This is a genomic window from Lactiplantibacillus sp. YT640 (assembly GCF_049745435.1).
Lineage (GTDB): Bacteria > Bacillota > Bacilli > Lactobacillales > Lactobacillaceae > Lactiplantibacillus > Lactiplantibacillus plantarum.
Window position 1 is genome coordinate 1 of record NZ_JBMNVY010000051.1, and the last position, 9347, is coordinate 9347.

A 9347-nucleotide genomic window follows, 5' to 3' on the forward strand; every position below is an offset into this window, starting at 1 on the left:
TAAAGACCCTTGAAAGCGCGGTTAAAAATCGAACCATTACTGGGGACCTGATTATCCATACGGATTTAGGATCACAGTATACCAGCGATGATTACAATCAACGTTTAACTGAGCTACATATCCGCCACTCATACAGCCGTAAGGGTTGTCCGTATGATAATGCGCCAATGGAATCCTTTCACGCTTCCCTCAAATAGGAAGAGAATTCATAGTTCACTGGGCTACCAGACCCCCTTACAAGTTGAAATTGCAACACTTACGAGCCAAATGGCCGCCTGATTTAATGCTTTCCAGGGTTCAAATAAGTTATTAATCGCGATTAATGATTTATTTGAGCTGTGGAAGGTAAACGCGGTTCTGAATGTCTCTTAAAACCTGTCTCAAATATTGACTTCAATCCAATTCATAGGTACAGTCGTTTCTCTGATGGCAATTGTTGGAATTTCCAAACTAATGGGACTTAATACAATAGGCATTAAGTCCATGTTGACTCAAGCGGCAACGACAGCAATTGCACTACCAATTTCAACATCAATTGGTGGTAATAGTGCTGTAACCGCCATGGCTTGTATCTTGACGCTACCCATCCAGGACATACATAGTTTGATATAATAGTTAATAACTAATGAATGAGTGAGGAAATAATGAAACAATCAATAAAAAGATTAATTCATGTATTAATAATGAATTTGGATACAGATGAAAGAGCAAGTCTTTTTTCTAAAATCCCTAAAAAGGGATTACCTATCACTAATAAAACGCCCTCAAAAACACAAAACAAAATTATTAATGAAGATTTAAAAAACAATAGAAACATTGAATTTATGCGACAATATCTACAAACACATAAGTTACATCGATTAATTGAAAGGAAAGAATTATTTGAAAATATAGATTATTCTGATGCTAATAGAACATATGAATTTATTAAAAATAACGAATTTAATATTCAAATTTTCTGCGAACTAATTATATATATGTTTGAAAATTTGGACTGTGAACAAATTGAAAATTTATTTCCAGATGTTAGAATCGTAGACCGGGTTTTGCAGAGTTTAACCAAGATAGAAAGGGCAAGACCTAATGAAACTGAGAACAAACCGGAAATAGAGAAATTATTGAATCAACATCAAAAAGATTTAAATAAAAAAAACAAAATTATTTCGGATAATAAAGAGAAGTATAAACAAGTCAGGGAAAAGATTCAGCGCCAACATGCAGAAGCTCTCCAAAAGTTAACAAAAAAATTTGAAGACAAATTAAGCGGTGCCGATAAAACGGTTGAAAATCTGAAACTAACTATTTCAGATTTAAAGGATCAAAAATCAAAACTGAAAAATGATAATGATCAGTTGCAGCAGAAAATAAAAATCTTAAATAAGGAATTAAGCGAAAAATATATTTTGTTAATAGCGGATAGAGATTATGATATAGATAAAATGCAAAATTATAGGGTATTTCAACTGTCTGAAGACGATGGATTGGATAAAGTTTTAGACACGGTTTCAGTCCAACCAATAAATGAAATATGGGTAGTTAAGGAACAGGTTTCAGGGTTGTTCATCCATAAATTATCCATTGAAATGAAATTTATTAAGATTCAACAAAAATCAATTAAAGAAATTATTTAATTTGTTAGGGGAAAAGATATATGTCGATTAAAGGTGGTTCACAAGATTTTTTGGTCGCAGGTTATTTAAATTCACCTGAAGATATCAGATTTGGAGATGGCAATCATGCATATACTAAATTGACTCTTTTATCTGAAATTCCGTATAGTATTGATAGGGAGGAAAGCCCATACGAAAACAAAATTAGTTTTTATATTAGTAATCTACAAGATATTTTTACCGATGATGAAAATGATTCGGAGGAAAGTCGGAAGGGGGCTATTTGGGAATGCTTACAGAATCAGATTATTATTGTCAGACCAATTGTAGAGATCACTAATGATAGAATTTACTATAAGGGCAAACAACCTACATTAAGAAAAATGAATGCTGAGTTTAATCCAGATGTTCGAATGGTAATGATCCCACAATTTTCTACGAATAATACAAATCCGGATATTCAAAGTAAAATCGATTTTGAAAATAGTTTAGTTGAACAAAAAGTGATTGGAAGATTAAAGGAACCTTGGTCGCATGAAAGTGATGATAATCCTGATGCGGTGTTGTGGAATGATGATGGCCAACTGACACTCTATGGTGTTATTTCAAACCAATCCTATACCACCGCAGGAGAGATTGCCTTTAGAGTTGACAATGGTAGCTTGAAAAAAGCGGAAATTAATACCAATGATGACGCTTGGTATGGTAACCAGTATACATGTGATGACGTTGTTTTTATTGATAAAGCAGCTCTGATTTCTGAATTGGATAGGGCTGTAACATCAGTTAAGCCTACTAATTTAGAACAAGATAGTCTACTCGGGGTAATTGATAAGAATTCCAAATATTCTAAGGATAAACCAAATTTAAGTAAGCCTGTGGAAAATATTTCTGAATTAGATTTTTTGGACCGACTTCGGTGTATTGTAGACAGAGAAAAACTGTATTATGAACAAAAAGATCTAGTGAATTTTCATACAGCAATGAAAAGTGATGGATTAGTTATACTTTCCGGATTGAGTGGTACGGGGAAATCTCAACTCGCATTAGCCTATGCTAGGGCTCTACGAATTCCGGACAAAAATGTTGAATTTATACCCGTACGGCCTTATTGGGCAGATGATTCCGATCTTATTGGCTTTGCTGATACTATCAACTCGGTCTACCGCCCAGGTGATAGTGGACTAGTAGATATATTATTGGATGCTGAAAAAAATAGTGATCAACTCTACATGGTAGTATTTGACGAGATGAATTTGGCACGAGTCGAGCACTATTTTTCACAATTTTTGTCAGTCTTAGAAATGAAACCTGATTCACGAAAAATTAAATTATACAATAAAGAACTTGAGTCCAGAATGTACAACAATGAAAAATATCCGTCATCTATTACAATCAAGAGTAATGTTTTATTTGTTGGAACGGTAAATACTGATGAATCTACTTATCAATTTTCAGATAAAGTTTTAGACCGCGCCAATGTCATTAATTTAAAGATGATTCCTTTTTTTAAGACGCCAACTACTTCTGCTAATTTTTCAACGCATGATAAGAACACAAGAATTACTCTCTCAAAATATTCTGAATTTAAAAATTGTTCTAAGAACAATGCATTAACTACTGAAGAAAAGAGAATGCTCTGGGAGATTCAGGAAGAATTAAATTCAGTTGATAAAAATATTGGTATAGGCTGGCGAATCGTTAAGCAGATTGATGGATATCTGTGTAACTTGCCAGATACCCCGAAATTAACAAGACCTGAGGCAATTGATATGCAGTTAAATCAAAGGGTGTGGACTAAGCTTAGAGGATCTGAGAAACAATTAAAGGGATTACTTGGATCCGTCGATACCAGTGGTAATGTAGTTCCAGGACGACTTGAAAAAACGTTAGATAGTTATCCAACGTCTTCAGATTTTAAAGAATCTAAATCAACTATTAGACGTAAGGTTAAGGAGTTAGATGTATATGGTTTTACCAATTAAAGTTTTACTTGAAACTGATTATACAACTGCATGCCTTCCAATTTTTTATGACGATAAACTGTTAACGGAAAATAATTTACAAATTAAAGAAATTCGCGAATACCAAAATTTTTCTTTGCAATTCATTTCAAACAATACTCATGATAAATTTGTAGTTGAGGATTTGGCAGATTTTCAGTTTGAAAATCAGAACACCATTGGAAATGATTCTGTGTTTACTGCTAGTGAAAAGAGTATTGATATTTTTAGCTATAAAAAGCAGCCCGTGCCATTACCGCCTGGGTATTATTCAATTAAAATACTGCATGATTCCCATTACTATTTTACGTATTTTAAAATAATTCCTAAAGATTTATCTATCCCAGAATGGGAAAAAATGCGTTCTGAAGTTGAAAAAATGGTCAGTGGATTGGCAAATGATTTTGTAAGTAAGCACAAATATGATGAGGGTTCAAGAGAATCAAATTCTTCTAATTACTATTTAAATAGTAAAGTGGAATATTTTTTAACAATTTCAAATCAGACAAGGATGGTAATAGAAAAATTAAGATCAGAAGCAAAATACAAGGTTTCTATCAAATATAAGTGGGAAAACATAGGTAAAGTTAAGACTATTGACATACAATCAATTCGCAAAATGGCTGAACGACCAGATAAAACTGATTACATTTATTCTCCAAATCATTATTTAGAATATGATGTACCAGAAAATCGATGGATGAAATATATCATTCATTATTTTTCTAAATTCTGTCGAACATCTGTAAAATATTATAAAAGCATAAAAACCGAATTAACAAAAAATTATCAAAGGGAAAAAATATATTTTTCTAAAAGAGAATATTCCAGTATTGACAGGAGTAGTAATGATTTCACTATTAACCGTTATGAAAGTAGTTTGAAAGAAGTTGATAAAAAAATTTCACAATTAGCATTGCTTCATTCTTATTTTGAGGAAGTTTTAAATGATGATCTTCTAAAAAATGTTAATTCGAAACGAACGAAATTCATTCCCAAATCTTTGGTATTATCGCCTAAGTACAATATTCTCTATAGAATTTTTTCTAAATTGAATCGGAAACAAGGATATACTTTAGATCATAATTACAACTTTTATTGGAAGCAAACTGCGAAATTATATGAAATATGGGGATATATCAAAATTATTTCTCTTTTGAAGAAAGGTAATTATGTTCCTATATCAGGGTGGATTTTCGATCAAGTCAAAAGCTCAGATATTTTGCCTTTCTTAGATGATGGTACTTGTGTTGTAATGAAAAATGATTCATTACTATTAAAAGTAATTTATAATGAAGAAATTCCATATGGTTCTAGTCCAGTTGCTTCTTCAATTCCTGTAACCACAAGTTCAAACAGGCGAAAGCCGGACATTCGCATAGATATATATGCCTCTGAATGCAATTTCATTGGTACAATCATAGTTGATACGAAATATATGAAGCTTAGAACGATTGTCAAAGATCATAATCATTCGAAAATAGTGGAGCAATTATCTAGTTATAAGAATGACATTAATTCAAAAAGCTTGGCAATTCCAGAGAATTTTAAAACAAGTTTTAGTTGTGTTCAAGCTGTTTTTGGCATGTACTCTGGTGATGATAATGGAAAAGTTCCAGATTACATTTCAGATATGGGAATATATTATTATCGAGTTACACCAAGAGATGGTTCACAAAAGTTTTTGAAGAAACTGTTATCAGAGTTAGAGGTGCGAAAGAAAAATTATAAGATAATTATTGGTTCAAACAAAGATTAAATAATTATATTAATCTTAAGTTATTTACAAAGATATACAAAATACCCCACAAACACATGTGAGGTATACCCCCAAAGTTAAAGTAAAAAGCTTTAACTTTGGAGGTATTTTTTTATGACCAAGATTTCAAAAGCCCTCAAATTGCGTGCCCTGATCGACTACTTTGATGATCAAGGTAGTCTGAGAACCATTGCTAATAAGTATCAGATATCACTGGGACTCTTTAGAATGCTGGTTGCCGCTTATCAGACACATGGGGCTAAGGTTCTGTTTGAGCCACCCTAAGTAACGCCGCAATTTAGAATTCAAATTGCCAGCTGGGCGATTAGTCATCATGCCTCATATAGCCAAGTGGCCGCTAAGTTTGGCTATGTTGAACGATCCTTTAGTTGGATAGAAAAATGTCGACGACTGTGGAAAAATTGCGAAAGGCAGTTACATACGAGCGCCACAATGATGACCTTAGCCTTTATGTCAGTTCTATTGCGGCGCTTTTAAAGATTTCAAACAGTTTCTTAACTGATGAAGACAGTGGCTTACCGGTTTTCTTAGAACCCGAAGCTTTGCAATTACTTAGCTTCTGGTGCCGTACCCCACAACAAATGCGGCGCTTCATTGGCATTATCTTAAATGCTAAGTACCGAGTTGAGAAAGATCACAAAGATCACAAAGATATTGGCGTCATAATCCCACTGGACGACGAAGAACTTAAATTTTTAATAACTAAAGCCTTGAGACGTTACTTTAACGCCCTAAGAAGCAATGAGAAGCACATCAAGAACGTGGAAAACTACCTGTACGGCACCATGCAAAACCTATTTGGGGTTTGGTGGAATAAACAAGCGGCTAGAGAANAAAGCCTTGAGACGTTACTTTAACGCCCTAAGAAGCAATGAGAAGCACATCAAGAACGTGGAAAACTACCTGTACGGCACCATGCAAAACCTATTTGGGGTTTGGTGGAATAAACAAGCGGCTAGAGAATATGCGGCCAAACACCCCGAAGAACAGAACACTGACAATGAGCGCTCTTGGAATTAAACGGCATCTAAGCTCATCTAAGCCGTTTTAAACAGATAGAGCATAATTATATTAAACGAGTTTTAAAATGCGCGTACGGGCATTTCAGGAACGTTGTATAAGTGCCATTGCGGAAAGGACAGCAAACTTAAATTCACAACTTTTAAAGAAGCAGGCTAATTGAGATGGTACTCAAAGATTAGTATAATGTGAGTAGTAATAAAAGGGGGGGCGAGAAAATCATGGCAGTTAAGGAAAAGAAACGCGTACAAGTCCAGATTGACAAAGAATTGGCAGATAATACCGAAGCCGTTTTAAGCCAGTTAGGTCTAAACCCAACTACCGCGATCAATATGTTTTATAAGCGGATCGTAGCTGACGCAGCATTACCGTTTAAACCAGCCCTGAGCGAAGCCGAAAGAGCTAATTTAAGCCTTTTAAAGGCTACCAAAGAGACACCAGTAACAGAGTTCAAAGACGCTAAAGAAGTCGCTGATTGGCTCAATGATCCAGATGAGGACTAATGGCTTATCAGATTAAATAAATTAGTAACTTGGGAGTGTGATGAACATGAAAGATACAATCACAATTAATGACTTTTTTGAAATTGCCAAAGAAACTGATTTAAAAGATTTACTTGATAAGTCATTACATGAGCCAGATCCAGAAAAGCGCAAAGTATATGACGCTTTATATACCTACTTTTTAGATAAAAGGCAAGATGAGGTTATTAAGCGAAAGGACTTTGTCCGTTGATAGATAAACCCCAATATATAATTGTTGCTGGTATTAACGGAGCAGGAAAAGTACGCTATACGATACATTTCCCATCTTATTTGACAAAACAAAACGGATTAACGCTGATGAAATTTTAAGACAAATGGGTGGCGATTGGCATGAAGACAGTGACAACTTAAAAGCCATGAAAGAAGAAATCAAACAACTACACTATGCTTTAGATCACCAGCAAAGTATTCACGTAGAAACAACACTGGCAGGTAGAGGAAAAGCTCAAATCAATTTGATTGACAAAGCTCACAAAAATGGCTTTGAAGTGACTTTATTGTATGTTGCTTTGCGAGATGAAAATTTAGCTATCCAAAGGGTCAACGAACGGGTACAAAAAGGTGGCCACGGTGTTCCAGTGGCAACGATCAAGAAACGTTATCAGCAATCCAAACATAATTTTCCATTAGTGGCCTTTAAATCTGATAAGGTCATGATCTATGATAATAGCGAAAAGTTTACCTCTGTTTATGCAAGAGAGAAGGGACAAGTTTTTAAGAACGATTTGAGGCATTTTCCTTGGATAAACCAAAATATTACTTATCCAGAAAAGGTGCAAAAGCAGTTACAAAATTTTGCAGATCAAAACCCAGAAGTAAAGCCTAAAAATGATCCAGAAAATAAAAACGATCGGCCTAGTTATTAGGTTGATCGTTTTTGAGTTTATTCGGTTTATGGGCATTAACGTAATCGGCGAATGTTTTTAAAGGCTCTTCGGTTTGTTCGATCGAAAGGTTATCAGCTTGGAAGTATTTTTCTAGCAAAGCTCCTTTTTGAATTAATCGGCGAGAACGAGCTTTGCGGTATTGCCGACTTTCATAATATTTAGATTGCCGTAATTTAAAATCTTCCCGCTCAATTTTTTGCTTTAAACGCGCTTGTTGTTCAACTAGTTTTTCATATTGATTAGGCATAGTCATTACCACCTAACTATTATTGGTTATTTTGATCTTGATTTAAAAAGGCGGCAGTTTTTTTAGCAATCATTTTAATTTGTGGAGTGGTCAGTGTTGCATAATTCAAATTAGATGATTTAATGATTTCCTTACCAAGACTTTGTTCAATTTTGCTTTTTTCAGCTTTAATCTTTTGATTAAGCTGTTTTAATTTAGCTTCTTGTTTTTCTAAGTTACTTTGAGTCACAATTATCCCTCCAATCATCTTAAAATAATCACCGACACTGTATCATAAGGGAAACGCTAAGTCAAAGTATAAGAGTTGAAATAGCGAAGCGGAAGGCATACACTAAAAGTAAATTCAGGAGAATCAGCAGACCGAGTGAAACGAGGTCAATGCGCACTTACACGTCATCTTTGATGACGTTGTGCTAAGCCCATTAAAACCCGTATTAGAAGTCGCCGATGGCGACAACAAAGTCAAACCCATAAACCCAAAGAAAGGTGGTGACCGACATGGCAATATTTCATATGAGTTTTAGTAATATTAGTGCTGGTAAAGGACGCAGTGCCATTGCCAGCGCCGCTTATAGAAGTGGTGAAAAGCTATTTGATGATAAGGAAGGTCGCCACTATTTTTATGCCCGATCGATCATGCCAGAAAGCTTTATTTTGACGCCAAAAAATTCACCTGAATGGGCGAGTGATCGAGAGCAGTTGTGGAATGAAGTTGAAAAGAAAGATCGTAAATCAAACTCACGGTATGCAAAAGAGATTAACGTGGCTTTACCGGTAGAATTAAGTGAATCCGAACAGAAAGAATTACTGACAAAATATGTGCAATAAAACTTTGTTGATGAGGGCATGGTAGCAGACGTGGCAATTCATCGCGACCACCCAGATAATCCGCACGCTCATGTGATGTTAACCAATCGCCCATTTAACCCCGATGGTACTTGGGGACAAAAAACAAAAACCGAATACATTTTAGATAGTCATGGTAATAAAACTAAGACCCCTGCAGGAAATGTGAGAAACCGAAAAATTTGGTTGGTTGATTGGGATAAAAAAGAAAAAGTAACTGAATGGCGTCATAATTGGGCAGTTAGTGTCAATCAGGTTTTAGAGCAAAAAAACATTCCTGATCGGATCAGTGAAAAATCATTTGTGGAACAGGGAATAGCTGACACACCAATGCAACACGAGGGAATCAATAGCAAACGGCATGAAAGAAAGGCATTTAATCAACAAGTTAAGAACTATCGTAAGTCCA

9 protein-coding genes and 6 pseudogenes are annotated in these 9347 nt (G+C 34.9%); 13 read left to right on the forward strand and 2 right to left on the reverse strand.

All coding sequences use genetic code 11. The features are described from left to right. The 12 genes and pseudogenes from ACOV1R_RS15005 to ACOV1R_RS15060 form a co-directional block, all read left to right on the forward strand. Positions 1–194, forward strand: a pseudogene (locus tag ACOV1R_RS15005) (DDE-type integrase/transposase/recombinase); the annotation flags it as partial. 187 nt (positions 195–381) lie between these two features. Beyond that, a pseudogene (locus ACOV1R_RS15010) lies at positions 382–588 on the forward strand (LrgB family protein); the annotation flags it as partial. A 56-nt stretch (positions 589–644) separates the two neighbouring features. Next, the gene (locus ACOV1R_RS15015; protein WP_217203404.1) at positions 645–1631 is read left to right on the forward strand and encodes a hypothetical protein; all 987 of its coding nucleotides are present in this window, start codon (positions 645–647) and stop codon (positions 1629–1631) included. Between the two features lie 20 nt (positions 1632–1651). Beyond that, complete coding sequence (locus tag ACOV1R_RS15020) at positions 1652–3595, forward strand: McrB family protein (RefSeq protein ID WP_236039383.1); 1944 nt, start codon at positions 1652–1654, stop codon at positions 3593–3595. Further along, entirely contained in the window at positions 3579–5372 is a 1794-nt protein-coding gene (locus ACOV1R_RS15025) for a nuclease domain-containing protein (protein ID WP_217203402.1), read from the forward strand. The genes ACOV1R_RS15020 and ACOV1R_RS15025 overlap by 17 nt, the downstream gene beginning before the upstream one ends. 114 nt (positions 5373–5486) lie before the next feature. After that, the gene (locus ACOV1R_RS15030) at positions 5487–5657 is read left to right on the forward strand and encodes a hypothetical protein (protein ID WP_155515909.1); all 171 of its coding nucleotides are present in this window, start codon (positions 5487–5489) and stop codon (positions 5655–5657) included. Between the two features lie 81 nt (positions 5658–5738). Next, positions 5739–5870 (forward strand): annotated as a pseudogene (locus ACOV1R_RS15035) (IS5/IS1182 family transposase); the annotation flags it as partial. Positions 5871–5878: 8 nt separating this feature from the next. After that, positions 5879–6250: pseudogene (locus tag ACOV1R_RS15040) on the forward strand (replication initiator protein A); the annotation flags it as partial. Beyond that, entirely contained in the window at positions 6234–6413 is a 180-nt protein-coding gene (locus ACOV1R_RS15045) for a replication protein (protein WP_170174647.1), read from the forward strand. The pseudogene ACOV1R_RS15040 and the gene ACOV1R_RS15045, both read left to right, overlap by 17 nt. Before the next feature lie 221 nt (positions 6414–6634). Then, positions 6635–6916: a type II toxin-antitoxin system RelB/DinJ family antitoxin gene (locus tag ACOV1R_RS15050; protein ID WP_010014831.1), complete on the forward strand. Its 282-nt coding sequence runs from the start codon at positions 6635–6637 to the stop codon at positions 6914–6916. A gap of 46 nt (positions 6917–6962) precedes the next feature. Beyond that, positions 6963–7148: a hypothetical protein gene (locus tag ACOV1R_RS15055; protein ID WP_010620892.1), complete on the forward strand. Its 186-nt coding sequence runs from the start codon at positions 6963–6965 to the stop codon at positions 7146–7148. Further along, positions 7145–7824, forward strand: a pseudogene (locus ACOV1R_RS15060) (zeta toxin family protein). The gene ACOV1R_RS15055 and the pseudogene ACOV1R_RS15060 overlap by 4 nt, the downstream one beginning before the upstream one ends. On the opposite strand, the gene ACOV1R_RS15065 reads toward ACOV1R_RS15060, so the two are convergent. Continuing rightward, the gene (locus ACOV1R_RS15065) at positions 7814–8092 is read right to left on the reverse strand and encodes a hypothetical protein (RefSeq protein ID WP_219033541.1); all 279 of its coding nucleotides are present in this window, start codon (positions 8090–8092) and stop codon (positions 7814–7816) included. The pseudogene ACOV1R_RS15060 and the gene ACOV1R_RS15065 overlap by 11 nt on opposite strands. 19 nt (positions 8093–8111) lie before the next feature. Further along, the gene (locus ACOV1R_RS15070) at positions 8112–8321 is read right to left on the reverse strand and encodes a hypothetical protein (RefSeq protein ID WP_373926908.1); all 210 of its coding nucleotides are present in this window, start codon (positions 8319–8321) and stop codon (positions 8112–8114) included. A 269-nt stretch (positions 8322–8590) separates the two neighbouring features. On the opposite strand from ACOV1R_RS15070, the pseudogene mobQ reads away from it, so the two are divergent. Next, a pseudogene (gene mobQ, locus ACOV1R_RS15075) lies at positions 8591–9347 on the forward strand (MobQ family relaxase); the annotation flags it as partial.